Below are 26,632 nucleotides of genomic sequence, written 5' to 3'. Positions count from 1 at the left end.
CTCAAAATACCTAACAAGCACTAATGTATTTTCAGACACTAACTAAAATTTTTATAAAACATATAATGTCTATCCATTGTGCTGATAATATTTTTATAGGTAGCTACGCATAATTTTAGTTAAAGTTCCTGCAAGCAGTCTACAATTTCACAACAATACACAGCCCATAAGCTATGCTTTTTCAAGCTCTTCTTCTATCTGCATAATGTCTTTGACTTCACCAATTATTTCTTCAATTATGTCTTCTAGAAACAAAATACCAATAGTTTTATCTTCTTCAACAACTTTAGCTATATGAGAGCCCGATTTTTGCATTTCCCCTAAAACATGTTCAATTTCATCCTCAGCATTTACAGTATCTAACAAACGCAAACGCCAATTAGACAAGTTTTCCATTCTGTCTTTTTCTTTAGCGAACAATATATCTTTTACGTGAATATATGAATGAAACTCTCTACGACTATCTAATAATATAAATCGTGAAAATCCTGTTTCTTTAACTGCTTGCTCAACGTCCACAACTGTAATTGGTAGTGATAATGTATAAACGTCCTGAGTACTTACCATTACTTCTTTGGCCGTGCGAGAAGAAAATTCTAATACTCCAGATATAAGGTTATCTTCATCAATAAGAGTACCTTGGACTTTGCTTTCAGCCACAATCTTTGAAAATTCCTCTATGTTATAAGTGTTTGATACTTCAGTTTTAGGCTGAACTTTAAATATTCTAATAAAACTATTAGAAAACCTATCCAGCACTTTCACAATTGGAGCTAGCACTTTAGATATAAAAACAAGAGGTGGAGCCAGCCAAAAGACGACTTTTTCAGGCATCGTAACTGATATGTTTTTAGGTATTATTTCACCAAAAATCACATGCATAAATACTACGAATAGTAATGCTATAGCAAAAGATATACCATGAGCATATTCTTCAGATAAGCCGATGTATTCAAAGGGAGCTATTAGTAAATTAGCTATAGCTGGTTCAGCAATTACGCCAAGCCCAGTAGAGGCTAAGGTAATTCCCAGCTGAGTGCAAGCAAGCATAACTGAAGCATTATTGAGCGTATACATTACTTGTTTATAACCGAATTTACCTTCAAAAACAGTTATTTGTTCACGCCGCACAGAAATAACAGCAAACTCACTTGCTACAAAGAAAGCATTGATAACTAATAGGAGTATAGCTATAGAAACAGCCAGCGAACTACTCATTGTCATCACCTTCATACCATATACGTAGACATTCAATACGCCTATTTTGCATGGATTCAACTTTCAAAACGACGTTATTTACATTAACTTTGTCGTCTACATTTGGGATATTACCATACTCATATAAGAATAAACCTGCAATAGTTTCAAATGGACCTTCTGGTAAAACAATTGAAGGTATCTTTTTCTCTAGTTCATCGGGTCTAACGTATCCTGGCACTAACCAAGTATTTTCAACACCTTTTTGGATACCTAGTCTTCTGGAATCTGATTCGTCAGCTACTTCTCCGACTATTTCTTCAACTGCATCTTCCAAGGTAACAATTCCAGACGTACCACCATATTCGTCCACAACAAGAGCCATTTGTTGTCCCAAAGCACGTAGTTCAACGAGCAATGCCCTAATATCCATGGTTTCAGGAACTCTGTGTATTTCAGATATTAGTTCCGCAGAGTTTACTAAAACATCTTGTCTTTTCTCGTAGTCAATAGCAAATGCTTTACGTAAGTTCACTAACCCTAAAACATCATCGTGATTTTGCCCAAAAACAGGAAAACGAGAATGCCCAGTTTTATAAGCTAAGTCAAATATTTTTTGAGCATTATCTTTTTCATGCAACCAAATAACTCTACCTCTGTCTGTCATAATGTCACTGGCTTGTAAATGAGTTATTTTCAGGCTATTTGACACTATATTTGCAGTAGATTTATCAATTATTCCTTCTTCTGCGCTAATTTCAACCATTGAAGATAGTTCTGAGGCGCTACGGCTCATGGATAAATGTTCAACTGGCTCAATTTTAAAAATCTTCAGTATACTGTTAGCAACAAAGTTGAGTGTTTTTATTACAGGTAAGAATATGAAAGTAAAAACGCTATGAAAAGTTATTACAGCTCTAGCAGTTGCCATTGGTAAGGATATAGCAATATTTTTAGGTACTAATTCGCCAAAAATCATTGAAAATAAGTTTACTATTGCACCAGCTACTATAAGCCCTATAGTAAGGCTTAACGCATAAGATAAACCTACATTATTAAACCATTTTAGAAATAAATCACCTAAGGCAGTCTGAGCAGTATAACCTAATAAAATAGTAGTGATTGTAATACCTATTTGGGCTGAAGACAAACCCGTAGATAAATTCTTTAGAGCATGTAATACTCTTTTATTTTTAACATCCTGTAAATCTTCTTGTTCAACCTTTGAAATATCCAAAGCCACTAACGAAAACTCAGCAGCGACAAACAAAGCCGTACCTAAAGTCAATATAATACCTGTAAGAATCATAAAAATAGTTTCCATATTATTTTCTTTAAGTAACTCCCTTTGCTTACGAACTCTAAATTTACAACGTATATGATAATAATACTTACTATGAATTGAAAATACTATAAATTACGTTAATAACTAGCAACAAATACAAAATTCCTCTGACTTTATTTAAATATCGTATCAAAATACTTTTCAAATACTTACATTTTCCGTTTTTAAAATAAATAAATTTTAGGAGAAATTTATATAACATAAAAGTCTAAAATTTTTACATAATTCCTCTCTCTTTTTTTAAACAAAAATGGTAATGTATTAGAACAATAATTTTTTATCCAATGGCGGGTGACAAATAATGAATGACTCTTTTCTGAATTCAGATAACATTTTCGGTGCAAACGAGTGGTTAGTACAAGATTTATATCAAGCATATTTGAAAGACCCATCCACTGTTTCACATTCTTGGTGTGAATATTTTGAAAAGAACCACAAAAATTTTGATTCTATTACAAATACAAATGCTAGAGCTATACCTGAAGTTAAAACTACAAAACCTAAAAGTTTCAATCTATATGATGTAACTAGATCAGATTTACCTCCAGCTCCTACATCTAAAATAACTCAACCTACTTCCCCATATGTAGCTAGAATAAATCAACTCAAAGAAAGTAAAAAAGTAGCTACTAATGAAGATAAATTAGTTCCTTTAAAAGGAATCGCTAATGCTATAAGCAAAAACATGGAAGAGTCTTTGGACGTTCCAACTGCAACTTCAGTTAGAGATATACCTGCGAAAGTAATGATTGAAAATCGCGAGATTATAAACAGACACTTATCACATATCTCTACTAAAAAAGTATCTTATACTCACATAATAGGATTTGCTATAGTTGAGGCTCTGGTATCCATGCCTAATATGAACGTTAGATACGAACTAATAGATTCCAAACCTCATATGCACGTACTTCCCCATGTAAATTTTGGTTTAGCAATTGATATCCCAACACAAAATGAGACAAGAATACTAGTTGTTCCAGTAATTCATAAGGCTGATACTTGTGACTTTGCTAGTTGGTTTGAAGAGTACAATACCTTAGTTAAAAAGGCTAGAACTGGCAAACTAGAACCTAAAGACTACATGGACACAACTATAACTCTTACCAATCCTGGTACGATAGGTACATCTCATTCTGTTCCAAGATTGATGAAGAACCAAGCCGCAATCATTGGCATCGGTTCTATGGCTTATCCTGCACAGTTTGCTGGAACAAGTGATATAAATCTTTCAAAAATAGGTATAGGTAAAGCAATAACTATTACTTCTACTTACGACCACAGAGTCATTCAAGGTGCAACATCTGGAGAATTTCTAGCATTACTCGAGAAAAAGCTACTAGGCTTGGACGGATTTTATAACAGAGTCTTTGCTTCTATGCAGATTCCTTATGAACCTGTACAGTGGCAAACTGATGTTGACTATGATCCTGAACATGAGATGGGTAAGCCTGCTCGTATTGCACAGTTAATCCATGCTTATAGGTCTCGTGGACATTTAGTTGCCGACACTGATCCATTGTCATATAGGTTACGTGTACACCCTGACTTAGATTTTAAGAGCTACGGGTTAACATTGTGGGACTTAGACAGACAGTTCCCTACAGCAGGATATACGAATGAGCCTACTCTAGTTCTAAGAAATATTATTAACTATCTGCGTAGCACTTATACACGTAGTATTGGCTTTGAGTATATGCATATTCAAGATCCTGTGCAACGTGAATGGATTCAAGAATATATTGAACAACCTCATACCAAACCAAGTATAGATGAACAAAAACACAACTTGCGTATTTTGAATAAAGCTGAAGCTTTTGAACAGTTCTTACAGACAAAATACGTGGGACAAAAACGCTTTTCTCTAGAAGGTGGGGAAAGCTTAATTCCTCTACTTGATAGCATTTTGAATAATAGTTCAAAGAATGGTGTTGAAGAGGTCGTAATTGGTATGCCTCACCGTGGACGTTTGAACGTTCTCACAAATATAGCTGGTAAATCTTATGAACAGATTTTTTCTGAATTTGAAGGATACCAAAACCCTTATAATCTACAAGGATCAGGTGACGTAAAATATCACTTGGGAACACAAGGAATTTACAAAGGTTACGATGGCAAGGATGTAAAAGTTTACCTAGCAGCAAACCCTTCCCATCTAGAGGCAGTTGATGGTGTAGTAGAAGGCATCACTAGAGCAAAACAAGATAAACTAAATGCCGAGGACTCTAAAAATACTGTAGTACCGATACTAATACATGGAGATTCAGCTTTTGCTGGCCAAGGTGTAGTCTACGAAACATTTAATATGTCTCAGCTAAAAGCATATGGAACAGGTGGCACAATCCATATCATCGTAAATAACCAGATTGGATTCACAACTGGTGCTACTTCTGCCAGATCAACGAATTATTGTACAGATTTAGCAAAGGGCTTACAAGTACCTATCTTCCATATAAATGCTGATGATATTGAAGCCGTAACTTACGTTGGAAAACTTGCAACTTTATACCGTCAAGCTTTCAACAAAGATGTAATCATTGACTTAGTGTGCTACAGAAAACGTGGACACAATGAAGGTGATGATCCATCAATGACTCAACCAATAATGTATTCACTAATTGACAAGAAACCTTCAACGCGTGAGATATATGCAAAAATTTTGATTGACAGAAAAGATATATCAGAAGAAGAATACAAAGAGTATATTGATGAATACAACCAAGTTTTAGAAAAAATCTTCCAAGAAACAAAAGAAAAGAAACAAGAGAGTGAAACAACATATGCTCAAATTGTTTCTAACTTTATTTCTGACGATACAAGCGACATTGAAGACTCTATTGACTACTCAAGCACAATAAGTGAAGCATTCTTCAAACGTATTTGCCAATCTCACGTAAATACGCCTGTTGGCATGACTTTGCACCCTAAAGTAAAGAAACTATTTGAAAATAGAGCTGCTTCTTATGAAAATGGCAATATTGACTGGGGTTTTGCTGAAATTCTAGCTTTCGGTTCCCTACTAATTGAAGGAAAGCCTGTTAGAATAACTGGACAAGACGCTAGACGAGCAACATTTGTACAAAGACAAGCAGTTGTACATGATATTGTAACCGGTAAAGAATGGACTCCTATTCACTCGTTAACTCAAGATCAAGCTTCTTTTGAAATATACGATTCATCGTTAAGTGAATACGCTCCTTTAGCTTTCGAGTATGGATACAGTGTTGAAACTCCAAATGGATTGACTCTTTGGGAAGCACAATTTGGTGACTTCGTAAATGGAGCTCAAACAGTCGTAGATGAATTTATATCTTCTAGTGAACAAAAATGGGGACAGACATCTGGACTTGTAGTTTTACTGCCACATGGATATGAAGGACAAGGCCCTGATCATTCTAGCGCTCGTATAGAAAGGTTCTTGCAACTGTGTGCTCAAGACAATATGATTGTCTGTCAGCCATCTACTCCTGCTAATTACTTCCATTTGTTACGTGAACAAGCTTATAGAAAGAATAAAAAACCACTTATAGCTTTCACTCCTAAACAGTTGTTGAGGTTAAAAGCTGCAAGTAGTAGCCCTGAAGAGTTCACAAGTGGTGCTTTCCAGAAAATACTGGATGAGTCTGTTAGTGAAATAAAGTCAAACCCAGCTAACGTACGTCGTCTAGTGCTATGTTCTGGTCGTATATACTATGATTTACTAGCAAAACGTGAAGAATTACAAAAGACCGATATAGCCTTAGTTCGTGTAGAACAGCTCTATCCTTTGTCTGATAAAGACCTTACAAATGTGATTAGCAAGTACTCAAATGCCCATATTTGTTGGGTACAAGATGAACCGGCTAACTTTGGACCTTACTCTCATCTAGCTTTGAATGTTTTCAATAAACTAGGTAAACCTGTCAAATTGATTTCACGTAACGCAGCAGCCTCTCCTGCAGCTGGAACTGTATGGCTACATAAAGCTGAAAATGAGAAGCTACTAAGTGAGGTATTCGATTACTGAGATTTTAGTTAGAAGTTAGTTACTTAGTTACTAGGCAGATAGATAACTAAATAAGTAATTAAGAAGGCAACTAAGTAAGATTTTAGTTTATTGTTAAAACTTTAGTAGCTTTAGCCACCTACCATAATTCTAAGTAGTCGCTTATAGGTTACTCTGATTGCAGTATCTAGACAGTGTCATCGCAAGCTGGGATTCGTTTCAGCTTGCGATACATTTTGTCGCGATATCCTTTGTGTACTTTACTATGTATTTCATGTATACAAATTCACGCACTTTCCCTAAAGTTTGTAAATATTTCCGTGAATTACCTGTTAAATCATGAATATATTTGCGAGTAAGCATTTTTTACTTTTAGGTAAAATATTTTTACTATTCATGCTCATTTTGTTTAGTTAAAAGTCGTAAAATCGTATCTTATACAACTTGACTGATTTTACTTTCCACGAATAAACATTTTCAATTCTAGCAATCGTGTTTTACTTTTAGAGTGTACTTAGTTATTTGTTACTTTAAGTCTTGCTGTTACTTTATTTTCTAATCCTTTGGCTCTACTTTTCTCACAAAGTGTCATTCATCATCAACGTTCTTACTCACTTTATTTTAAAAGTAGTAACAATATATTTCTTTCTAAGAGATAGTTCTATCAAAATAGCCTTTTTTGAGTATAGTTCTTCTCGTTTTTAAATAGTCATAAGCTTTTTTGCCTTATCAGGTGTGCATAATCTACATTTTTCTTATTAAGGTACACGTTTTATTAGTTTTTTACCGAGTTTTCTTTCTAAAGCCTAGAAATTACCTCTAAACGTAATACAACCTACTTTGCCTAGCTCAAGTAAAACCCCAATAATACTAGGAGATTCTTTTACAATAAGCCCACATTAATATTGTTGCTCAGTAATTACGGATATCCTTAAAATTCGTACTCGTGACTTAAACTAGTATTCGTAAAACCACATCAGCCTCGTGTAAAATTTCGAATGTTTTTATTCGCCGCTTGGTAGTAAATAAGTTTCCAAATCAAGCACTTTGATAATTTTGTCCAAATCAGCAACTTTTATAACCATAGTTTGGTCCGGACGACCAGGTGCAAATACAAGTTTTTCATGGGAAAGTAATTCTTCATCAATAATTACAGGCACACGTGTTTCATAGCCGAAAGGAGATACAGCTCCTGATTTTTGACCAGTTGTTTCCTCCATAACTTCTGTAGATACCACAGAAAGCCTTTTTCCTACAAGATTACTTATTTTCTTAAAATCACTTCTTTTGGTAGTAAATGTTAGAAAGACGTAGTTGTTATCCTGTTTATCCTTTAAATATAAACTTTTTGTTTCTGTGCCTTTAAAACCTTGTTCCTCTTTCACAACCAATGCATCTTCATTAGTATAAATAGCTCGATGGTTGTATAGCTCAAAATCAATATTGGCGTCTTTAAATTTTTCTTCTAGATTAATCACAGTTTCTTGCTCCCTTAAGCATTGAATTTCTGACACTCATACCACGCTAAAGATACTTTATAAAAACCAATAGTAGTATTTGCGTATCTATTCGTAATTTTTACATTATAAGTATTCTCAAGCTAAAACCTCACGTCACTACACGAAATCTCAATACTATTTCCCTAAAGTTTGCAAAAATCCTTCTAAGCCTTTACAAACGTCTTGATAAGTTTCTTCAAAGTCTCCTGTATACCATGGATCAGCTATATCTCGACTTTGACTAGCAAAAGTTAATAGCTTATAAACTTTTTCAGCTTTATCCCCAGCTATCCTATTTAAATTCCTTATATTAGCGCTGTCCATCCCAATGATGTAATCGTATTTATCAAAATCAGTTTTGGTTATCTGAATAGCTTTATGAGGTGTAACTGGAATGTTCTTTTCCTTTAGTTTCTTAACAGTGCCGTGGTGTACAGGATTTCCTATTTCTTCAGTACTTGTTGCAGCTGATGAAACAATGAAGTCATCTTCTATTCCCTTTTGTCTAATCATGTAGTTGAAAACAGACTCAGCCATAGTACTTCTACATATATTCCCATGACATACAAATAATACTTTTATCATCGCAACTCCAATTTATAAATATGAAACCAAAATAACTGTTTTGAAACCCTATTTTAATATTACCTGAAAATTGGCTTTTGTCCTTTAGCTAGTCTTTATAAAATTAACTACTTACTAGTAATAAAATGTTACATTGTATAGAAATATACTTATTTTTTACATTATCATTACAATAATAGAACTAACTTTAAAAACAACATATCATCTATTAAGCATATGATGTAACATAATATATAGTACTAAAGTTATTTAAGAGGGAATAATGGCTCAAAGTGTTCGATTATGTGTTCTAGGCGATGAAATAACATTAGGCGCCGGAGATGAACGTAGTCTTGGATGGCTTGGTCGCGTGATGTCACGTGTTCAAAGAAATGTACCTATATATGTTATGCCTTTAGGGTTACCAGGCGATACTTCATCTACTTTGCTAGATCGCTGGGAAAAAGAATGTTTTCCACGTTTTTCAAATACTTCTGAGAACAAGCTAGTGATTAATTTAGGTGTTGGAGATATTACTCAAGGGATATCTTCAACTCGTTCTAGACTTAATTTGGCTAATATACTTGATAGTGTTAGTGCCTATGATATAGATATTTTCGTAGTGGGTCCTTGTGCTTTGCCTTATATTGATCAGCATGCTTTACAAGAACTTTCTGCTGGCTATCAAAACGTATGCGAACGCAGAAGTATAAAATACGTGGATACTTTTACCCCTTTGCGTGAGCATGATCAGTGGTTGACTGATTTTAATGTTGGTGACGGCTTGCATCCAGGTCAAACTGGGTATGGATTGCTGGCTTGGCTGGTATTACACTATGGATGGTGCGAGTGGATGGGGTCTGAAACCTCTATAGAAAATATTTAGGTTTTTAGTTATTCCTCTGTTACCTGCTCGCTCGTTAATTTTGAAAGTGTAGCTTGCATATTACGTTCTGATTCGCTTAGTAAATATGTTGTGTCTTAATAAGTTTATCTGACTATCCTATTTATTAGCTTTGCCTTGATTATTCACATCAATTTGCTACTCAGCTTTTATAAAATGAGCAAATTGTATTAACAATTAATAAGCTCTTATAAACATTTTGTAAGTTAATAACCGTTTATTAAACTTCACGAAAACTAAAAAATGGGAGCAAAAGTGAAAGCCAGCAATATTTAGATAGAAGTTTTAGAGAAAATACTGCTAAAGCTAAGAACTAAGAGCTAAGATAAAGTACACTTATTGTTGATTGCTGGGCAAATTCAGTAGAGATACTGAGCTATTTGACATCTAATAACACTAGGAAATGCTAATAAAAACATTTAGAGCTTAGATAGCTCTAATAGATAAATCTAATGAAAGTATAAGGCAATAAACAGCCACATTTAGCTATAAAATTAGCAAAAATAGGAAAAATAGTTTAAATAAAAATTGCGGAGCCAAAAGCTCCACAATTTAAACAAATTCAAACATTATGCGTTTGGGCGCTTTCCATGGTTTGCAGCATTTCCCTTGCGACTACGACGTTTACGTCCGCGTTTGCTCATTTTAGAAACTCCTTTTATATTAATACTTGATTAGATTACCACGTTTACGCTGTTTTATAAACTTTATTTGAAAGTTTACATTTTATATTCATCATTAATTATTTTGTTTAATACTATAAGTTGCGAGTGAATTTTATCTTTGAGTTCAGTAGGTGCTTTATCACAACATTTCTTTTTTAAGATATATCTAACGTGTCTTTCAGCTTCAGCGTAGTCTTTACAATGTCCACATTTTTGAATATGTATTTGGAAACGTTCATCCATCTTCTCATCTAACTCGTTATCAACGTATTGAAACAAGTTTTCAATCAATTCTTCACAAGTTGATTTATCTTTACCTTCACAGCTCATTTTATTATTCCCATTTCATGTGCATATTCGGATAATGTTTTACGTAATTTTAGCCTTGCTCTATGCAGACGAGACATTACAGTTCCTACAGGGATATCCAATAAGTCAGATATTTCCTTGTAAGAGTATCCTTCAATATCAGCGAAATATACTACTAATTGATAGTCTTTTGATAAACCAGCCATTGCCTCTTTGATTTTTTCATCAGATAAAGATTCCAAAACCTCAGTTTCAGCTGACCGCAGTCCGATAGTATTAGCTGAATGGCTACTGTTAAGTTGCCAATCGTTTATATCTTCACTATCAATAATTTGTGGAGCTTTTTGCTTTTTTCTATACATATTTATGAAAGTATTTGTAAGGATAGTGTATAGCCATGCCTTCATATTCGTGTCTTTTCTAAACTGGTGAAAAGAACGATATGCTTTCATATATGTCTCTTGCACTAAGTCTTGTGCATCTTGAGAATTCATAGTCATTTTTAAAGCCACCGAATACAGCTGGTCGATATATGGTATCGCTAGCTCTTCGAACTCGACTACTTTCTCGGTTTCTATAATATCCATAACAATATTAATTATATATTATTCCTGTTAAATATCATTAAAGTATAACTAATACTTTAACTCACTACTTATCGCCACGTTTATGTAACTTAATGCAATGTTTTACTGAAAACTATTGTATATTCCGTTGCACATAAAATTTCAGGTATTTATTCTTTCTTATAACTTTTACAAACTTTTGGGAGAAAAATTTTGAATTTTCAGGAAAAATAAGTCAGCATTAAGGAATGGGAATTTTTCAAATATTAGCAAGAATACTAACTAGCATAGTTTTAATCCAAGAGTCTATTGATGCTCTACGCAATACTGAAAAGCATATTGAACGTGTTGAAAATGTACAGTTCGTCGCTTCTAAAGTAAATATTCAGAAAAATAGGTTTATTTTAGAGATTTTATCTAAGGGATTAGCTGTTATAACGATTTTCTCATCATTTTGCTTATTGAAAGGCAAAAATTCACGGTTAAACGCCATATTTCTAACGTCTGTTTCTTTTATGAATGTACTTTTGAAAAATCCTTTTTGGCTAGAAAAGAACTTTTCAGGTAAGTTTAAGTTATTGAATAAATTGATTTATGATAGTACATTATTTACATCTGTTTCCTTGCTAATCACACATGGTATCCCTAATCATAAGTGGCGTAAATACTACAATCAGAAAACAAAAACTATTACAAAATGAGATATACAAATATAGATACTGATAATTTGAGAATAAAAACTAGGCCCAAAAAAACTTCACGTCCTAGAACAAAAATACGTCCTAAACATGACGATGCTGTTAACTATACTGTAATAGGTGTAGATAGAGGTCGCTACCACTTAACTAATCTTAGCGACTCTTCTGTTCCAAATATTGTTGCTATAAAAGCTAGAGAACTGCCAAAAGGTTCTATAGTAATTGGAGATAGCGTTGCAGTTGTAGGCGATTTGTCTGGTAAGAAAGACACTCTTGCTCGAATAGTAAAGGTAAATGAACGCAAAACTGAATTAATGCGTAGTAGTGATGAAACTAGTCGAGAAAAGCTAATTGTTGCCAATGCTTCCACTATGGTAATAGTAGTAGCACTTGCTAATCCTACTCCACGTATGGGAATGATTGACAGATGTTTAGTTGCTGCTTACAACGCTAATATGAAACCAATATTGTGTCTAACTAAATCTGACTTAGCTTCACCTGAGGAATTCATGAATTTTTATACTCCTTTAGGTATTGAATCTTTTGTAACAGAAATAAACGAAAACGGCGTTATTGGAACTACTGCTTTAGAAAAACGTTTAGAAAATGAATTTAGTGTGTTTGTAGGTCATTCTGGAGTCGGTAAATCTACGTTAATTAATGAACTTATTCCTGAAGCAAATAGAGATACTGGCCACGTAAATATAGTTACAGGCAAAGGCAGACATACTTCTACTTCTGCCGTAGCATTGCAACTCCCAAAAGGCGGATGGGTAGTCGACACCCCAGGGGTTCGAGCATTTGGGCTAGCACATTTAAGTGTCGAAAATGTTATAAATGCTTTCGATGATTTATCAGATTTAATACAAAATTGTCCTAAAGGGTGCAAACACTCTAAGGATGATTTAGCTTGCGAGCTACACTTGGAAACTGATGAAAATACACAACTGCGTATAGAGTCTTTACGCCGTATTTTAGAAACCAAAGAGTGATTTATAAACAGTTACTTTATGCTTTTCATTCAATTTTGTTGCTAAAATGTAAAGATTTGTTTGCAACATTGAATACCGTGAATATTTTACTGTGTTTCTTTATGTAAGAGCTTCAGTTTTATTAATTTTCCACATTTTTTGATTTTTGAAAAAATATGACAAGAAAACAAGCTAAACTATACTAAAAGACTATAAAAGCTAGGAATAAAATGGAATTTGCACTACTTATACTTCTGATTATAAACCTTGTGATACTGGGATTTATTGCTTTAAAGATTACAAAAAGACAAGATCAAAGTATTGTGAAACAAATTGAAGAAACAATACAAATAGAACAAAAACGTGACCGTGAAACTATTAGTCAACTTTTAGAAGTATATGTGCAATCTCAAAATTCTAGCTTTAATAATTTACAGCAAACATTAAATTCGAATCAGAATTTGCTTTATAAAACTGTTAAAGACAATTTGGATAATATTTCTACTAATATTGGAAAATCTTCAGTTAATACTAATGAAAGCCTAGAAAAAGTTAGACAAACACTAGAAGAGCGCCTAGAGAAAATCCAAAACACTAATGTTAAAAAACTTGATGAAATGCGTCAAACAGTTGATGAAAAGCTACAAAAAACCCTCGAAGATCGCATAGCTAAATCTTTCGCTAATGTGAGTGAAAACTTAGAAAAAGTTTACAAAGGTTTAGGTGAAATGCAAACTCTAGCAACTGGTGTTGGAGATTTGAAGAAAGTTTTATCTAATGTAAAAACAAGAGGTATTTTAGGGGAATTTCAGCTAGGTGCTATTCTTGAGGAAATTTTATCTCCTGAACAGTATGACACTAATATACCGATGAAAAAAGGAAGTCGTGAAAGAGTTGAATTTGCTGTAAAACTACCAGCAGATGACGACAAGTTTATTTATTTGCCTATAGATTCAAAGTTTCCCGGTGATACCTATTCTAACTTAATAGATGCTTATGATAGTGGCGATTCTGCTTCAATACTAACCTGCGGTAAACAGCTAGAAAACGTTCTAAAACAAGAAGCAAAAGATATACATGATAAATATGTTTGCCCACCTGAAACAACAGATTTTGCTATTATGTTTTTACCTTTTGAAGGCTTATATGCTGAAGCAGTAAAGCGAGGAATGGTTGAAGTTTTGCAACGTGAGTACAAAGTCAATATTGCTGGACCTACAACTATGGCTGCGTTACTAAACAGTTTACAAATGGGATTCAAAACTTTGGCTATACAAAAACGCTCCACAGAAGTTTGGGATGTGCTATCTGCTGTCAAAGTAGAATTCAGTAAATTCGACAAACTATTAGGTGAAACTTTACGTGATATGGATAAGGTTCAAGATAAACTAAATAACCTAATAGGTGTTAGAACTAGACAAATACAGCGTAAGCTAAAGAAAGTAAGCAGTCTTGAGCAACCTGAGTCAGCAGTGGAAATACTTGAACTAGAAGCCGATAATTCATTAGATAGTGAATTATAAACTCAGTAAATAAAGTGTGAGTTTGAAAATTTGCTAACTACCTATATTTATGCAAAGCTTGATAGCAAAATTATACATGATGTATTTGTCAGCTATTTGAAAAATGCTTACGGTGTATAAAGTATTTGGAAATGCTTATACGTGAGCCACAAGTATAAGTGAACGAAGTATAAGTGTATCTTGCGTTGCTTTGGAAAATTATAATACAAAGCTTTGGATGACTTCGAAATACTTAGATAACTATTTATTTGTACGGTAGTCACCGTCAGTATTTCGTAGCACTGGTAAGGCTATAAAATAGAAACTCTCGTTAAGATATTCTCTCTAGCGTTTACGGTACTTAGGGAATTTTCTTTATACCCATTTTCATTCTGCTGAAAAACCAATACTTACTATCTAAGACGAATCACATAGCCTAAAACTCAACTAAAAGCTCACCTAAAGATACAAAGTTTTCAAAAACAAAAATAGTACTTGTAACTTTTTATTTATCGCCCATTTTATATAAACAAAGTAATACTATAAGCCTAAATTTCATGTACCTATAAGACACCAACTAAGCATCTTGTCTTTTGGAATAATTTTTCTATCTAAAAGTATTCTATTCTAGAAACTTACTCCACACATTCGGGATAGCAAAGTAGTTTTGGGGAGCTTTTGTTCCCCATTTTACGAGTTTTGTATAATACTTATCCATGCTAAAAGTAAAACTCTAAGCATTACTTAAATTTCTAGCAAACTAACAAATTAGCTGTTTTTCTTTGAACCGAGCAAAGCTTTGGGTGATCACCTGTAATTACTCTTAGAAACCATCTTACATATTTCAATCACAGCTTTTTCTAAAGCATATTGAGGACTCTTCGAACCACCTTTTATAGCGTAATCAGTTTCTGCCATAATGCTCAAGGCATCAGCCATCGCTTTTTCAGACCACTTTCTTATAACTGGAATTAGCCTATCCACTTGCCATGGAGCCATACCAATATCACTAGCCCTCATCCTCCTACTTTGCATACCAGCTACTTTTATCAGCGACCTAATTTTAGTTGTTATACCTGCAGCTATTTGAATAGGTGCTATCCCGTTATTTAAAGCGTGTCTGAGCAAAAGAATTGCTTTATCAGCATTTCCCACAGCAATTTCATCAGCTATGTTAAAAGCGTTAGTTTCCACTCTTCCACCATAGTATCTATTTACGTCCTCTATGGTAATTTCACCTTCGACATCAAATAGAAGCTGGTTAGTAGCTGATAAAAGTCCCTCCAAATCACTTCCCAAGGCATCAACTAAGGCTTTACTAGCTTGAGCTGATATAGTTCTACCAGCTCTTTTCACATCGCTTTGAACTAAGGCTAGTTTATCTTTTGGATATTTCAGCGGTTCGCACTGGACTGTAAGAGTTTTATTCTTTTTTAGTACGTCTAGGAGCTTTTTACCTCTTACTCCCCCGCTGTGCTGAAGAATCAAGTAAATATCTGGTTGAGGGTTTTGAATATACTCAATTAAATCAGTATATAAGTCATCATTTCCTGTTTCTAAGTTTTCTATTTTAAGTACTTTACGTTCTCCAAATAATGATGGAGAAGTGTGTATATATAGTCCGCTTTTTTCATATAATCTAGAATCTATAACAGTTATCTCAGTATTTGGGTCTTGTTGTAAAGCTAAATTTATCAGTTTTTTATAGGCTCTTGAGGAAAAAACTGTTTCACTACCTTTTAGTAGCACAATCTCTGCTAATTCAACATTATTGTAAGTTACTTCAGCCATTTTCCCTCTTGCCTCTTACAGCTATATATCACTTCATTAAGTATATACTTTTTCTGTATAGATTATCAGTTACCTATTTACCGTAAAATATATACAAAAGAATTTATATTATTTGTATTTGATAGTTTATATAACTTATATTTTAGTATATTCTTTGTTATTTTCGGTGTGGGATTCAAGTCTTATTTTATATTCTTTTTTCATTAGGCTATATAGGTAATATGAAAAAATAGGTATGGAACACATAATAATAAAAGTTATTATTTCATATTTTCCTTTTCCCCATTCAAGTGTTGACATAGGAATAGAATCTAAGAATATTACTATCTCATAAATAATGTAAGTTATTACACTAGCTAAAGCATAAAAGAAGTTCCCAATGAATGCTGGCATAATACTTATCATTATTCCTAGAATTGTAACTATTGAAGCTAAAGGTGTTATTAGAAAGTTAGCCACTACTCCTAGGATAGAAATCTTAGAATTATAAATTAATAGTATTGGTGTAGTAAATATTTGTGCAGTTACGCTAACTAGTATTGGGGCTAGGAAACTTTCACGAACTGTAATTTTTTGTTGTATGAAGCCAATAGCAGGTTTTACAAATAAAATTATAGACATTGTTGAAAAAGTTGATAGTAAGAAAGAGTAGTCAACGGCAAATAGTGGATTATAAATAAGAAATCCTAAAAATATCATAGAAAAAATATGAGTTGTTTTTCTCTGATTACCACTCATTGTCGCGCTAAATGCTAGTATTCCCATCAATATACTTCTAATTATTGGCACTAAAGGACCGATAAGAAATATTAAAAATATATACGCTAATATTATAACTATCGTTCTTAGTTTAGGAGCTAGAAAAAATAATATAGAATTTAGAAAAAGCGTAATCATACATAGATGTGTACCAGAAACACTCATTAAATGTATCGTATTTGTATCTTTCATCTTTTGAATTAGTGAGTTTGGGATATAATTCGTGTTCCCTACACTCATACCTAAAATTAATGGCTGATATTGACTGCTCGTATCCAAGGCATACAGAATTTTATTACGCATTTTTTGAGCAGTTTTCCATATAAAGTTACTTTCACTTATCGTTTCAACTGCACTTGTTTTTACGGGGGCGTACTGTTTCTTAATATAGGCGTCACTAAGAATAACTGTCTCACCAAAATTAGGATTTTTGCTACTTGAAGAATCATATCTATCGTACTTTTTTACCCTGTGTGTTTTGCTAGGTATTTTTTCGTTATTTTTTACAAATATGCTTACCCATTGCGAATAAAAGTCTCCAATTTTTATATTTCCTTTAAAAGCTATAGTTGTCCCCGGTGTGTATATTTTTTCTAACTGATAAGTTTTTAGATTCGTTTCAATAGTGTTTTCTTTTTGATTATCAGATGACTTAGTTCCTAAAATTAGTAAAGCATCAAAATTTTCAACTTCATATATTTGATTACTGTCTCTTATGTGAGTAATCGTAACTACAGTTTTATACCCATTAGTAGTTTTACTTAAATACTGTTTGACTCTACCTATAAAGACTTTGTTCTTATCTAGTTTTTCAATGCTCAATTTTTCACCTGTATCAGCATAACGAGTTATTGGGGGTAAATTTTGTTTCTTCTCCTTCCTATTCCTCTTCCATTTCAGTGTCGTTATATTATTGTGTGTTACATATTTTTCTTGTTTTATTTTCACCTCTTTATCATGTATTTTTCTATAATTTATTGCTGTAAAAGACCCCTCATTTTTCTTATAAAAATTATTCCTCCCCTCACTAAAGTTTTTAACGTTCAATTTAGTATCACTGACTATATTTTTATAAGTTATTTCGTTATCTTTATTCTTTTCATTCCATTGGACAGCATCTTGTACTGCCTTATGCATAAGATTATTTGAAATTTGTATAAAATTAGTCTGTTTATAACGCTTCCCAGTATATTTTCCAATACTATTTATAAAGTTACCCTCGTTATTTGACCTTATACTGTTCTTCAGATAAGCACTATTACTTTTATTTACACCCGTATTTTGCACAGCAAAAGTATTTCGTAACCTATCGTATTTGTTTTTGGAAATATTTATATTTATGCTCACAACTAGACATAAAAATAATACAAAGCATATGAAAAATACTACTTTACCGTTTTCACTCTTTCCTCTTATTCCATATCCTGACTTATTTTTAATGTACTCAATAAAAACAGCAACTAAGCTTGCTATGAGAAATAATAAAGTAACGTAAATGAAAACCTTTATGTGGTCTACAAAAAGTATTAAAACTAATGAATATATAAACACTAATATAGTTGGTAGTAATAAACGCAAATCATAACTTTCACCATTTTCTTTTACAGCGTTTTTACTTCCAAAACTAAAATCATCATCTATAGATTTATCGCTTTCATTTCGTTTTTTATTTGCAATCAAAGAATACTTTTCAAATACTTTTACTCTCATTCTGTTTTTCATATTTATATTGCTTTCAAGAGTGTTCAAGGCTCAATTTCGTTCTTTATTTTCTCGAACAAGGACTCTCCTATGCCTTTTACTTGTAGCAGTTCCGTAACAGATCTAAACGCTCCTTTACTTTTCCTATATTTAATTATTCGTTCAGCTATTTTTTCACCAATACCATTCAAAGACTCTAGCTGTTCTTTCGTAGCATTTGATAAAGATACTCTTCCTGTCCCTTTTGGTAAACTGTTATTTATTCCATTCGGCTTATCGCTGTAGCCCTCAGCATTAGTATCTACAGTACTTTTAGTACCAAAAACATACTTTTGGCCATCTTTTACCTCAACAGCTAAATTATGTTCTAGTAAATTAGCGTTTTCTTTAGCCCCACCAGCTAGTTCCAAACACTCATATAGCCTAGATCCTCGTTTTACTTTAATAACTCCAGGGTGATTTACTTCACCAGCTATGTATATATAAAGATATTGTGATGAATCAGTTTTGACTTTGTTACTTTTAGAAGACTTCTTGGTATGCAAAAATTTTTGCTCAAGATTTTCTCCTTTCAGTACCGTAGTGTTTATTGATTGACCAGCCCATAGAAAATAGTTAACACAACAAATAGCAACAATAAATATAAATACACTTACTACGAATACTATTAGTATCTTTCTAGTAGGAAATAATTTGATAAAAGTTTTTATTCTCATACATTGAAAATACCCCATTGTGGAATACAAATATTAAAAAATTTATAAAATGTGGATAACTAACTATCTGTGGATTATTTTCAACATAGCTAAACAAATTATGCAAAGCTACAAATATTTTCATTCGTACATCAATAAACTCAATACACAACTAATAAAAGCGCGTTCAATAAATGCTATAAACTTAGACACAAATGTTCACATTCAAAAACTAATTAAATAAAACTAGGTCGGAGCAAGTAAACCCCGACCTATTAGTTAGATAACTGTTATATACATGACCTTTTATAAAAGTAAATATACACAAATAAAAGCTTATTTACCTGGCACAACATTTACCAATTTAGGTGCACGCACAATAACTTTCATTGGTTCTTTACCCTCTAAGTGCTTCACAACAACTTCATTAGAAAGTACCAGTTCTTCCAAATCTTTAGGATCAATTGAAGGAGAAACCTCAATTTTTCCTCTCAATTTACCAGCTATTTGAATGATACAAGTAACACTATCTTCAACTAGCTTAGATTCGTCAGCAACTGGGAACTGTGCATAAACCACGCTTTCATCATGTCCTAGCTTACTCCACAATTCTTCAGCAATATGAGGAGCTACTGGAGCAATAATCTTAACCAAAGTTTCAGCAGCTACACGTGGAATAACATCGTAAGCTGTCAAGTGATTGTTCAAGACGATAGCTTTAGCAATTGCAGTATTCACACGCATATTGTCGTATTCTTGAGTGACATCAGCAATTGTACGTGCCATCAAACGAGCAGTCTTGTCATCTGGCTGTTCATCAACAACAAGTAGCTCATCAGTGTTTTCATCGACAATATTCCTCCACAAACGCTGTAAGAAACGCTGTGCTCCAACAACTGCTCTTGTATCCCAAGGACGAGAAACATCTAAAGGTCCCATTGACATTTCGTAGACACGGAATGTGTCAGCCCCATACTGTTTACACATATCATCAGGAGTAACAATATTCTTTAGAGACTTACCCATCTTGCCGTATTCACGGTTTACAGGTTCACCTCTATATGTAAATCCATTTTGCTCATCACCTTCAACTTCATCAGCTGGAACGTATTGTCCCCTAGAGTCAGTATAAGCATAGGCTTGAACATATCCTTGGTTGAATAACTTGTGGAACGGTTCGCATGAAGAAACGTATCCCAAATCATACAAAACTTTATGCCAGAAACGTGAATATAGTAGGTGCAAAACAGCGTGTTCAACGCCACCAACATAAAGGTCAGCACCACCTGAAATATTTGTTCCGTGTGGTCCCATCCAGTACTTTTCGTTCTCGCTAGCAACTAGTTCTTCATCGTTTTGTGGGTCTAGATAGCGTAGTTCGTACCAGCATGATCCTGCCCAGTTAGGCATAGTGTTCATATCTCTATAATATGTCTTTACACCATCACCTAAGTCTAGTTCAACTTGAATCCATTCTTTGGCTCTACCTAAAGGTGGCTCAGGTTTAGAGTCGGCGTCTTGTGGATCAAATGTGCGTGGTAAGAAGTTGTCAATTTCTGGTAGGGTAACTGGTAGCATTGACTCAGGTAGGCTGTGAACTTGTCCTTCTTCATCGTAAACTACTGGGAATGGTTCACCCCAATAACGTTGACGAGAAAATAGCCAGTCACGTAAACGGTAGGTTACTGTTGCTTTACCTATGTTTTTTTCTTCTAAATAAGCAATTACTTTAGCTTTAGCACTTTCTTTATCCAAACCGTTTAGATCAATTTCTGCATTAGCAGAGTTGACTACTATACCTTCACCTGTCCAAGCTTGGTCACTTGGGTGATTTTCAGGCACTTGAATAGTGTTTTTGATAGGTAGCTCAAATTTAGTAGCAAATTCAAAGTCACGTTCATCATGTGCTGGAACAGCCATAATAGCACCAGTTCCGTAGCCCATTAATACGTAGTCAGCAGCAAAAACTGGTATTTGTTCACCATTTAGTGGGTTAGTTGCATAATAGCCTGTAAAAATACCTGTTTTTTGGCGTGACTCATCTGAGCGTTCAATATCTGTCTTATTTAGGGTTTCTTGACGATATTTTTCAAGGGCTTGCGCTGGTGTAGTATATCCGTTAGTCCAAGGCTGTTTTGTGCCTTCAGGCCAGCTCATTGGAAGATCTAGGTTTCCTGATTCATCAGTCAAAATAGGATGGTCAGGAGCAACTACCATGAAAGAGGCACCAAATAGTGTATCTGGACGGGTTGTATAGACTTCTAGTGGAGTTTTTACTCCTTGCTTGTCAACTTCAAATGTTACTGTAGCTCCAGTGGATTTACCTATCCAGTTCCTTTGCATTGAACGGACTTTTTCTGGCCAATCAATTAGGTCTAAGTCCTCTACTAAGCGGTCTCCATAAGCTGTAATTCTCATCATCCATTGGCGTAGTGCTGATTTGAACACTGGGAAATTACCGCGTTCACTCTTACCATCAGCAGTTACTTCTTCGTTGGCTAAAACTGTTCCTAGCCCTGGACACCAGTTGACTGGAGCATGAGATACATAAGCTAAACGGTAAGAATCAATAATTTCATTTTGTTCAGCTTTTGTAAGTTCTGCCCATTCTTTGCCATTTTCAGGCTTTCTAATACCACTTGTATATTCTTCAACTAGCTCGCTAATTGGTCTAGCACTACCTTTTTTACCATCATGACGTGTGGCTTGTGGATCATAAAAAGCGTTAAAAATCTTCAAGAATACCCATTGCGTCCATTTCACGTATTCATCATCTGTGGTTGATATTACGCGTCTTTGATCGTGTCCCAAACCAAGTTGACGTAACTGACGTTGCATATTTGCAATATTTTCTTCAGTAGTAAGTCTTGGGTGTTGACCAGTTTGCACAGCATATTGTTCAGCAGGTAACCCGAATGCGTCATATCCCAAAGTATGTAGAACGTTTTTACCACGCATACGTTGATAGCGTCCAACAACATCTGTTGCAATGTAGCCTAGTGGGTGTCCTACGTGTAAGCCTTTACCAGATGGAAACGGGAACATATCGAGGAGATAGAAACGTTCTTTTTCCGCCTTTGAGCCTTTGAGATTTCCGACCGGATTATCAGCATTATATGTGCCATCGTTTTCCCATTTATCTTGCCAATATTTTTCAATCTCATTTGCTTTTTCGACTGTGTAACGATAAGCAAACATATCGTTATTAGGCTCAGACATTTTTCTCCTCGTTATAAATGTGTATTTGATTATTTTACCCGTTCATTATACGCTAGTTTCCTTTTGAGTTTGTAGTATTTGTTCAAGATTTTATGCTTTATATACTTTTATCTTTATATGTAATAGTCCTAGTTTACGCGTATTCAAGAAGGTATTATCTTCCAGATTTATTTATTTGTTCTATAATGGAGGTATTGTATTTTATATGTTAGCGAGAATTCATGTTAGATAAAGAACTTTTTGTGGGTTTTGATACTGAGACAACTGGTGTTAATTACTATGAGGATAAGATTGTAACTGCTGCTCTAGTTTTCTACGATTTTTCTTCAAAAAACGCACAGAGGGTTCATAATTGGCTTGCAGATCCAGGTATCGAAATTTCTCCACAAGCCAGCGCTGTAAATGGTATTACCACTGAGTATGCTAGAGAACATGGGCGTCCTTTAAATGATGTTTTACTAGAAATACGTGATACTTTAATTGCCGCCATAAAGGACGATATCCCTATTGTTATTTTCAACGCTAACTTTGATTTGAGTATTTTGCATAATAATTTGCGCTCAGCGGGGCTTGAAACTATTGAAGATATCCTTGGTGAAGATGTTTACAATGTCCTTGATCCTTTGGTGATTGACCGTGCCGTAGATAAATATCGCAGAGGAAAGCGTACGCTGGAATCGATGATGAATTTTTATGGAGTAACTCAACGTGATGCGCTACATGATGCACAGGTTGACACTGAAGTAATGCTAGAAGTTTTAGATAAAATTTTTGATAAGCACCCTGTACTAGATACTTTTTCTGCTGAAGAACTACATAGCTGGCAAAAAGATGCATATAAAAACTGGGCTGAGGGATATAATTCTTGGTTAGCTAAATCTGGAAAACCAGCCAATGTATCAGGTGTATGGCCAGTAAAAATGTAACACTTATTTCTGATTTTTGTTACTTTTAATTTTTAGTCTGCAAATATTTTTATGATTCTAGGCTGATTTCTCCTCACTATATAATTAGTGGGGTTTCAGCACTTTGGCTTTATTCCTTGATGTTATAAGGTTCCGTAATATTATTTTATAAACTTACCTTTGTTTTTCATAAGGTCTTTTAGTCAATAATATAAATTACACTTTTATATAGGTTTCATTAAAGAATCATCTACTTAGTAAAAATTACACTTACAACAAGCAAACCAATTTATCAAATCTTAACGAAACATTTAGCTAAAATAAAGCAAATATTTTTGCCAACTCTACCTTTGGAATATTACAATCAAGAAAACTAATACTCAGTGACGAGTATTAGTAAGTGTAATAGTAAAACTATTACTCACGCAAAAGGAGTCAAAATGTTTAAAAAAATATTATCATCACTATTACTTTTTGGCTTAGTGTTTTTTGGTTACGCAGGAATAGCAAATGCAGAAGATATAAATATAAGTCATTATAGTAATAATACATCTACGATTGAGCAATTTGAAAAACTAGCTCAACCGTATCTAAAAACATATATAAATGTAAAAGTAATCGACACAGATAAAGCCCGAGAAGACAAAGCCTCATCAGACTTCCTAATATCTGCAGAATTATACAACACAAAAGTACTAGCTGAAGCAGGAATAAAAGATAAAGGTGGATTCCCTCTAATAAACTACGGAAAGTATTGTGGTCCAGGAAATTCCGGTCCAGGACAACCTATAGACGACTTAGACACAGCTTGCCGCTCACATGACAGATGCTACGGACGACACGGATATTTCAATTCACAATGCGACAGGGATTTTGTAGCAACACTACGACGACTACTACCACATGCAACTAATACGTATAAACGACTATACATAGAAGCTGCTTTAGCAATCTTCGGATAGGAATCAAAATGTCCGAAAAGAAAAGCGATATACTCCAACTAGTAGTAATATCACTATCCTTGCTAGCATGTTATTTACTACACTTAATTTCTACGATGAAAGGCGTGTCGTATATCGGTGAAATATATGCATTAGTCATAGGTGGAGGACTACTAATCTGGTCTCTATACAAAAAGAATGGCGCTTTTGCCCTACTCAGCATAATACACATGCTAATACCATTCATGTTTACAATAACATGGCATACAGTAGCGCTTCTTACAGGATTCAAACCATAAATTATACAATCACTCTAATAAGTGGTGTGAAGTCTCCAAGCTTTACACCACTTCCTTTTAAAAACTAACAACAAAAATCTAAAAATAAAGTCTTCTAACCCACTACCTATAAAACCAAACCTACATGAAAGCTTCAAATATCTCATTCAACACATAACTTGTTAATAAGCATTTTGCAAAAAGCAGAAAACAAATAGACATTAAAACACTAACTCTTAAAAATAAAATTAAAGCCACAAAGTTTGCTAACCTAACCAAAAAACTAAAGCTATCTCAACTCACCTAAAAATACCTAAAATTTATCTAATAAGAAGTCTAATAACTCATTTCCATTTCTCTACACAAAACTGCTCCCAAACAAAAGCATATAGACATCAAGTAAATTTTCCACGCTTTTTCAAGAAAATACCTTTGCTCAATATTCTGAAACTCCTTCTTCTAAGAAAATACAGTCCCAAACAACAGCACCATTAGATATTTCATATTGCCGAAATGCTCTACCACACACTAATCAGTTTAAGTAAAGAAAGATTGCTCAAAATAGTGCTATTCGTAAATCTTTAACACTAAAGTTATTCCATACAAAAGCTATTTATCGCCTTTATCCTAAAGACAAGATAGTATGAGCGTATAGGCACAATGGAGTGCCTACCATATATTTTAGAAAAGAGTCCACTACGTTAAAGAAAACAACGTCACTATTACTGTTACTAAGCTTTATTTTATTTAGTTCCGTAGAAGTAGCAAACGCAAAAGATATAGATATTACTCAATATAGTAATAACACAGCCACAATTGAACAGTTTGAAAAAATAGCTGAACCATATTTAAAAACATATATAAATGTAAAAGTAATCGATACAGATAAAGCCCGAGAAGATAAAGCTTCATCAGACTTCCTAGTATCTGCAGAACTATATAATACAAAAGTACTAGCTGAAGCAGGAATAAAGGACAGAGGTGGTTTCCCTCTAGCGAACTATGGACGCTATTGCGGACCAAGAAATTCAGGACCAGAAGCACCTGTAGACGACTTAGACACAGCCTGCCGATCACATGACAGATGCTACGGACGACACGGATACGGCAACAAAAAGTGTGACAGGGATTTTGTAGCCACATTACAACGAATACTACCACATGCTCAAAACCCATTCAAACGACTATATATAAAAGCAGCGATAGCAGTATTTGGTTAGGAGTCAAAATGTCTGAAAACAAAAACAATACACTTCAACTATCACTGACTACCTTATCCTTATTTGTATGCTTTTCTTTACATATAGTATCCTTGATGAACGATGTGTCGTATATTGGTGATATATACGCTCTAGCAATAGGTGGAATACTACTAATTTGGTCTCTATACAAAAAGAATGGCGCTTTTGCCCTACTCAGCATAATACACATGCTAATACCATTCATGTTTGCAATAACATGGTATGTAGTAGAAGTTCTTACAGGATTCAAACCATAAGTTATACAATCACTCTAATAAGTGGTGTGAAGTTTTCAGACTTTGTACCACTCCCTTTTAAAAACTCAAAAAGTAACAAAATAAAAACTCTCAATACTATCTAATAATCCAATTTAATTTTTATAATAAATATCTATTCCCCAATAAAGCTACAAAATATTCAAGTTCATAAACGAGTATCACAGAGAATTTTACAAATATAATAAAGAAATTATCGTGGCATAAACATTATTTTTAAAAAGTTTTAAGTATAAAAGTAGACAAAATTACGCAAGTTCACATATAAATATCTATTATCCTAATAAATAGCAAGCAAAATTCACATTTTAAATACAAGAGGTAAGTGTCCGTTTATAACAACTTGTAATATAAAACCAAGACTATTACACCTCTATAAATAAACTATAAAGCCTATTAAACTTAAACTATATTCTCTTATAAAAGAGTTAGCTAAAAAATACAAAAATGGCTTTATATCTATGTTTTTGAAGAGAAAGTTTTTATAAATTATTTCACTAGCAAAACAGAAAAAGACTATCTTCTAAAATCTTCACATTAAGTTTAAATATAGAAAATATTACACAATACTAACCTAGTAAATATAGTATTTACATTCTACACAATCCATTTACTGAATATT

21 protein-coding genes are annotated in these 26,632 nt (G+C 33.7%); 10 read left to right on the top strand and 11 right to left on the bottom strand.

The genetic code is table 11. The features are described 5' to 3' along the window. Positions 1-171: 171 nt before the first annotated feature. On the bottom strand, positions 172-1,218 hold the full coding sequence (locus tag HCQ94_RS01460; protein ID WP_166981224.1) for a hemolysin family protein: 1,047 nt from the start codon (positions 1,216-1,218) through the stop codon (positions 172-174). Next, positions 1,211-2,521, bottom strand: a complete 1,311-nt coding sequence (locus HCQ94_RS01455; RefSeq protein ID WP_166981221.1) for a hemolysin family protein — start codon at positions 2,519-2,521, stop codon at positions 1,211-1,213. The genes HCQ94_RS01460 and HCQ94_RS01455 overlap by 8 nt, the downstream gene beginning before the upstream one ends. 322 nt (positions 2,522-2,843) lie before the next feature. Between HCQ94_RS01455 and HCQ94_RS01450 the strand changes: the two genes are divergently transcribed. Next, a complete protein-coding gene (locus tag HCQ94_RS01450; protein ID WP_166981219.1) occupies positions 2,844-6,548 on the top strand; it encodes a multifunctional oxoglutarate decarboxylase/oxoglutarate dehydrogenase thiamine pyrophosphate-binding subunit/dihydrolipoyllysine-residue succinyltransferase subunit in 3,705 nt (1,234 codons plus the stop codon). 983 nt (positions 6,549-7,531) lie between these two features. Here the strand turns inward: HCQ94_RS01450 and HCQ94_RS01445 are convergent. After that, positions 7,532-8,041, bottom strand: coding sequence for a YbaK/EbsC family protein (locus tag HCQ94_RS01445; RefSeq protein WP_198426297.1), 510 nt, complete (start codon positions 8,039-8,041; stop codon positions 7,532-7,534). Positions 8,042-8,161: 120 nt separating this feature from the next. Beyond that, entirely contained in the window at positions 8,162-8,611 is a 450-nt protein-coding gene (locus HCQ94_RS01440; RefSeq protein WP_166981216.1) for a low molecular weight protein-tyrosine-phosphatase, read from the bottom strand. A gap of 262 nt (positions 8,612-8,873) precedes the next feature. Here HCQ94_RS01440 and HCQ94_RS01435 point away from each other — a divergent pair, with 262 nt between their 5' ends. Then, the gene (locus HCQ94_RS01435) at positions 8,874-9,476 is read left to right on the top strand and encodes a GDSL-type esterase/lipase family protein (protein ID WP_166981213.1); all 603 of its coding nucleotides are present in this window, start codon (positions 8,874-8,876) and stop codon (positions 9,474-9,476) included. Between the two features lie 587 nt (positions 9,477-10,063). Here the strand turns inward: HCQ94_RS01435 and HCQ94_RS06305 are convergent. From HCQ94_RS06305 to HCQ94_RS01425, 3 genes are all read right to left on the bottom strand, one after another. After that, on the bottom strand, positions 10,064-10,138 hold the full coding sequence (locus tag HCQ94_RS06305; RefSeq protein ID WP_099052597.1) for a 50S ribosomal protein bL37: 75 nt from the start codon (positions 10,136-10,138) through the stop codon (positions 10,064-10,066). Between the two features lie 75 nt (positions 10,139-10,213). Continuing rightward, a complete protein-coding gene (gene rsrA, locus HCQ94_RS01430; protein ID WP_166976984.1) occupies positions 10,214-10,489 on the bottom strand; it encodes a mycothiol system anti-sigma-R factor in 276 nt (91 codons plus the stop codon). Continuing rightward, a complete protein-coding gene (locus HCQ94_RS01425) occupies positions 10,486-11,055 on the bottom strand; it encodes a sigma-70 family RNA polymerase sigma factor (RefSeq protein ID WP_166976982.1) in 570 nt (189 codons plus the stop codon). Before HCQ94_RS01425 ends, rsrA begins: the two co-directional genes overlap by 4 nt. 227 nt (positions 11,056-11,282) lie before the next feature. Between HCQ94_RS01425 and HCQ94_RS01420 the strand changes: the two genes are divergently transcribed. From HCQ94_RS01420 to HCQ94_RS01410, 3 genes are all read left to right on the top strand, one after another. After that, a complete protein-coding gene (locus tag HCQ94_RS01420) occupies positions 11,283-11,735 on the top strand; it encodes a hypothetical protein (RefSeq protein ID WP_166976979.1) in 453 nt (150 codons plus the stop codon). Continuing rightward, positions 11,732-12,724: a ribosome small subunit-dependent GTPase A gene (gene rsgA / locus HCQ94_RS01415; RefSeq protein ID WP_166976977.1), complete on the top strand. Its 993-nt coding sequence runs from the start codon at positions 11,732-11,734 to the stop codon at positions 12,722-12,724. The genes HCQ94_RS01420 and rsgA overlap by 4 nt, the downstream gene beginning before the upstream one ends. A 209-nt stretch (positions 12,725-12,933) precedes the next feature. Then, complete coding sequence (locus HCQ94_RS01410) at positions 12,934-14,226, top strand: DNA recombination protein RmuC (RefSeq protein WP_166981209.1); 1,293 nt, start codon at positions 12,934-12,936, stop codon at positions 14,224-14,226. A gap of 786 nt (positions 14,227-15,012) precedes the next feature. Here the strand turns inward: HCQ94_RS01410 and holA are convergent. The 4 genes from holA to leuS form a co-directional block, all read right to left on the bottom strand. Continuing rightward, positions 15,013-15,996, bottom strand: coding sequence for a DNA polymerase III subunit delta (gene holA / locus HCQ94_RS01405; protein ID WP_166981206.1), 984 nt, complete (start codon positions 15,994-15,996; stop codon positions 15,013-15,015). Positions 15,997-16,131: 135 nt separating this feature from the next. Continuing rightward, positions 16,132-18,465 carry a ComEC/Rec2 family competence protein gene (locus HCQ94_RS01400; protein WP_196373617.1) on the bottom strand — a complete coding sequence of 778 codons (2,334 nt, stop codon included), beginning with the start codon at positions 18,463-18,465 and terminating at the stop codon, positions 16,132-16,134. 35 nt (positions 18,466-18,500) lie between these two features. Next, positions 18,501-19,172 (bottom strand): ComEA family DNA-binding protein, encoded by a 672-nt coding sequence (locus tag HCQ94_RS01395; protein WP_166981200.1) that lies wholly within the window; start codon positions 19,170-19,172, stop codon positions 18,501-18,503. Between the two features lie 315 nt (positions 19,173-19,487). Continuing rightward, positions 19,488-22,370: a leucine--tRNA ligase gene (leuS, locus tag HCQ94_RS01390; protein ID WP_166981197.1), complete on the bottom strand. Its 2,883-nt coding sequence runs from the start codon at positions 22,368-22,370 to the stop codon at positions 19,488-19,490. Positions 22,371-22,591: 221 nt separating this feature from the next. Here leuS and HCQ94_RS01385 point away from each other — a divergent pair, with 221 nt between their 5' ends. From HCQ94_RS01385 to HCQ94_RS01365, 5 genes are all read left to right on the top strand, one after another. Then, positions 22,592-23,296: an exonuclease domain-containing protein gene (locus HCQ94_RS01385; RefSeq protein WP_166981194.1), complete on the top strand. Its 705-nt coding sequence runs from the start codon at positions 22,592-22,594 to the stop codon at positions 23,294-23,296. A 419-nt stretch (positions 23,297-23,715) separates the two neighbouring features. Next, on the top strand, positions 23,716-24,237 hold the full coding sequence (locus HCQ94_RS01380) for a phospholipase A2 family protein (RefSeq protein ID WP_166981191.1): 522 nt from the start codon (positions 23,716-23,718) through the stop codon (positions 24,235-24,237). Positions 24,238-24,245: 8 nt separating this feature from the next. After that, a complete protein-coding gene (locus HCQ94_RS01375; protein WP_166981188.1) occupies positions 24,246-24,515 on the top strand; it encodes a hypothetical protein in 270 nt (89 codons plus the stop codon). Between the two features lie 644 nt (positions 24,516-25,159). Next, the gene (locus tag HCQ94_RS01370) at positions 25,160-25,714 is read left to right on the top strand and encodes a phospholipase A2 family protein (protein ID WP_166981185.1); all 555 of its coding nucleotides are present in this window, start codon (positions 25,160-25,162) and stop codon (positions 25,712-25,714) included. An 8-nt stretch (positions 25,715-25,722) separates the two neighbouring features. Continuing rightward, positions 25,723-25,992, top strand: coding sequence for a hypothetical protein (locus HCQ94_RS01365; protein WP_166981182.1), 270 nt, complete (start codon positions 25,723-25,725; stop codon positions 25,990-25,992). Positions 25,993-26,632 lie beyond the last annotated feature (640 nt).

This window comes from Actinomyces sp. zg-332 (assembly GCF_011751945.2).
In the GTDB taxonomy this organism is placed as follows: Bacteria; Actinomycetota; Actinomycetes; order Actinomycetales; family Actinomycetaceae; genus ZJ293.
Note: the sequence above shows the minus strand (reverse complement) of the source record. Positions and strands in the feature narration are given on the sequence as shown.

Coding starts and splice junctions, on each gene's coding strand:
- rsgA (WP_166976977.1), top strand. CDS start 11,732: ATGAGATATACAAATATAGATACTGATAATTTGAGAATAAAAACTAGG.
- HCQ94_RS01380 (WP_166981191.1), top strand. CDS start 23,716: ATGTTTAAAAAAATATTATCATCACTATTACTTTTTGGCTTAGTGTTT.
- leuS (WP_166981197.1), bottom strand. CDS start 22,370: ATGTCTGAGCCTAATAACGATATGTTTGCTTATCGTTACACAGTCGAA.
- HCQ94_RS01440 (WP_166981216.1), bottom strand. CDS start 8,611: ATGATAAAAGTATTATTTGTATGTCATGGGAATATATGTAGAAGTACT.
- HCQ94_RS01420 (WP_166976979.1), top strand. CDS start 11,283: ATGGGAATTTTTCAAATATTAGCAAGAATACTAACTAGCATAGTTTTA.
- HCQ94_RS01455 (WP_166981221.1), bottom strand. CDS start 2,521: ATGGAAACTATTTTTATGATTCTTACAGGTATTATATTGACTTTAGGT.
- HCQ94_RS01375 (WP_166981188.1), top strand. CDS start 24,246: ATGTCCGAAAAGAAAAGCGATATACTCCAACTAGTAGTAATATCACTA.
- HCQ94_RS01450 (WP_166981219.1), top strand. CDS start 2,844: ATGAATGACTCTTTTCTGAATTCAGATAACATTTTCGGTGCAAACGAG.
- HCQ94_RS01395 (WP_166981200.1), bottom strand. CDS start 19,172: ATGAGAATAAAAACTTTTATCAAATTATTTCCTACTAGAAAGATACTA.
- HCQ94_RS01365 (WP_166981182.1), top strand. CDS start 25,723: ATGTCTGAAAACAAAAACAATACACTTCAACTATCACTGACTACCTTA.
- rsrA (WP_166976984.1), bottom strand. CDS start 10,489: ATGAGCTGTGAAGGTAAAGATAAATCAACTTGTGAAGAATTGATTGAA.
- HCQ94_RS01410 (WP_166981209.1), top strand. CDS start 12,934: ATGGAATTTGCACTACTTATACTTCTGATTATAAACCTTGTGATACTG.
- holA (WP_166981206.1), bottom strand. CDS start 15,996: ATGGCTGAAGTAACTTACAATAATGTTGAATTAGCAGAGATTGTGCTA.
- HCQ94_RS01425 (WP_166976982.1), bottom strand. CDS start 11,055: ATGGATATTATAGAAACCGAGAAAGTAGTCGAGTTCGAAGAGCTAGCG.
- HCQ94_RS01400 (WP_196373617.1), bottom strand. CDS start 18,465: ATGAGAGTAAAAGTATTTGAAAAGTATTCTTTGATTGCAAATAAAAAA.
- HCQ94_RS01385 (WP_166981194.1), top strand. CDS start 22,592: ATGTTAGATAAAGAACTTTTTGTGGGTTTTGATACTGAGACAACTGGT.
- HCQ94_RS01435 (WP_166981213.1), top strand. CDS start 8,874: ATGGCTCAAAGTGTTCGATTATGTGTTCTAGGCGATGAAATAACATTA.
- HCQ94_RS01460 (WP_166981224.1), bottom strand. CDS start 1,218: ATGAGTAGTTCGCTGGCTGTTTCTATAGCTATACTCCTATTAGTTATC.